Source organism: Myxococcus vastator (assembly GCF_010894475.1).
Taxonomy (GTDB): Bacteria; Myxococcota; Myxococcia; order Myxococcales; family Myxococcaceae; genus Myxococcus; species Myxococcus vastator.
In genome coordinates this window covers 1-1,898 of record NZ_JAAIYB010000782.1, presented here as the reverse complement: position 1 = coordinate 1,898, position 1,898 = coordinate 1, and the positions used below count along the sequence as shown (strand labels likewise).

Annotated in this window: 1 protein-coding gene; it reads left to right on the top strand. The window is 69.7% G+C overall.

Annotation, left to right across the window (positions count from 1 at the left end; translation table 11 throughout):
* On the top strand, nucleotides 1-1,825 hold a 1,825-nt coding region (gene tnpC / locus G4D87_RS37200), incomplete at its 5' end, for an IS66 family transposase (protein WP_338045028.1).
* Between the last annotated feature and the right edge of the window lie 73 nt (nucleotides 1,826-1,898).

Below are 1,898 nucleotides of genomic sequence, written 5' to 3'. Positions count from 1 at the left end.
CCCAGGCGAGGCCCTCGCCCGCATTGAGAAGAGTGGGACGAGCCGTCGCGCAGGGACACCTGAAGCGGGTGTCGACAGCGCGGTGGCGAGTGGTTACAAGGCCGCGGTGTCCACGCATCAGTCCCCCTTCCGCGCGCAGGCGCGCATTGCCGAGTTGGAGGCGGCGCTGCTCGAGGAGCGAGCGGCGCTGGCCACCGAGAGGCAGCGCGCCGCGCAGTTGGAGAGGGAGCGGGACGTGCTGAAGGCCTCGCACGAGAGGCTGCGGTTGGAGTTGGAGTTACTCAAGCAGCGCCTCTTCGTCGCCAAGGCGGAGCGGGTGGACACCCAGCAGTTGGAGTTGGAATTCGCCCAGAAGCTGCGTGCCCTGGAAGAGGTGGCCGGCACGCTGGGCATGGCCTCGGGTGAGGCGTCAGGCGACGCAGGGACGAAGAAGAAGTCCAAGCCCAAGGGCCGACGGGACTTGAAGCGTCTGCCGCTGGAAGAGAGGCGGGTGGAGATTGCGGACCCTCTCTTCGACGAGCTGGTGGCCCAGGGGAAGGCGGAGAAAATCGGCTTCGAGGAGAGCTGCAAACTGGCCTGGCAGCGCGGCGGTATGCGGCGCCTCGTCATCGCCCGGGTGAAGTACCGCACCGTGGGGGCCGACGGGGAGGCCACGCTGGCCTCGGCCATGGCGCCCAAGGAAGTCTTCTTCCGCTGCCTGGCGGCGCCCTCGCTGCTGGCCCACCTGGCCACCGAGAAGTACTGCGACGGGCTGCCGCTGTTTCGCCTGGAGCAGCGCCTGGCCCGGGACGGAGTGGCGGTGGACAGGGGGACGATGGCGCGGTGGCTGGAGGACATGGGCGCAACCCTGGGCACCACCGTGGTGGCCGCCATGCGCGAGGAGGCGCTGGCCACCGCCTTCTGCATTGCCACCGACGCCACGGGCGTGGCGGTGCAGCCGGCCCCCGCCGAGGGGCAGCGCCAGGCGTGCCGACGCGGCCACTACTTCGTCCAGGTAGTCGACAAGGACGCCGTCTTCTTCGAGTACACGCCGAAGGAGACGAGCGCCGCGGTGGTGGCGCTCTTCAAGGACTTCAAGGGCTACGTGCAGGCCGACGCCAAGAGCGTCTACAACGTCCTCTTCCGCCCCGCCGAAGGGGCGCCCGCCGACGGAGAGGCCGAGACGTGTCAGGAGGTGGCGTGCTGGGTGCACTGCCGCCGAGGCTTCTGGGAGGCGGCGACGGCCAAGGACGTCGTCGCCAGGGAGGGATTGGCTCGCATCAGCCGCCTCTTTCAACTGGAAGCGACATGGAGGGACAAGCCCCCGGAGGAGATTCACCGGCTGAGGCATGCCCACCTGCGTGCGCACGTGGACGCCTTCTTCGCCTGGGCCCAGGAGGAGTACGAGAAGGTGCGGGAGCAGCGCGGCCTCTTGCGCCGGGCGCTCGGCTACGCCGTGCGCCAGCGCGAGGCGCTGCGCTGCTTCCTCGACGACGGACGGCTGCTGCTTGAGAACAACCGCTCCGAAAGAGAGTTGAGGCGGATTGCCGTCGGACGCAAGGCCTGGCTCTTCGTCGGCAGCGACGACCATGCCGAGCGCGCCGGCCACCTCTTCACCCTCATCGCCACCGCGCGGCTGCACGGCCTCGAGCCGGAGGCCTACCTGCGCGACGTCCTGCGCGTGCTGGCCCACTGGCCCCACCAGCGCTACCTCGAACTCGCCCCCAAGTACTGGGCTGCCACGCGCGCTCGCCTCCTCCCCGCCGAACTCGACGCCGAGGTGGGCGAACTCACCGTCCCGGAGCCGGCTCTGGCCTCGTCCGAAGAGCAGTCGTCGCCGCGCTGAAAGCGTCCCGTTCACCCCGTCAGCTTGAACGTCCGCCTGGGCTTACGGAAGACGGGGCTCGTGCAGCGGATAC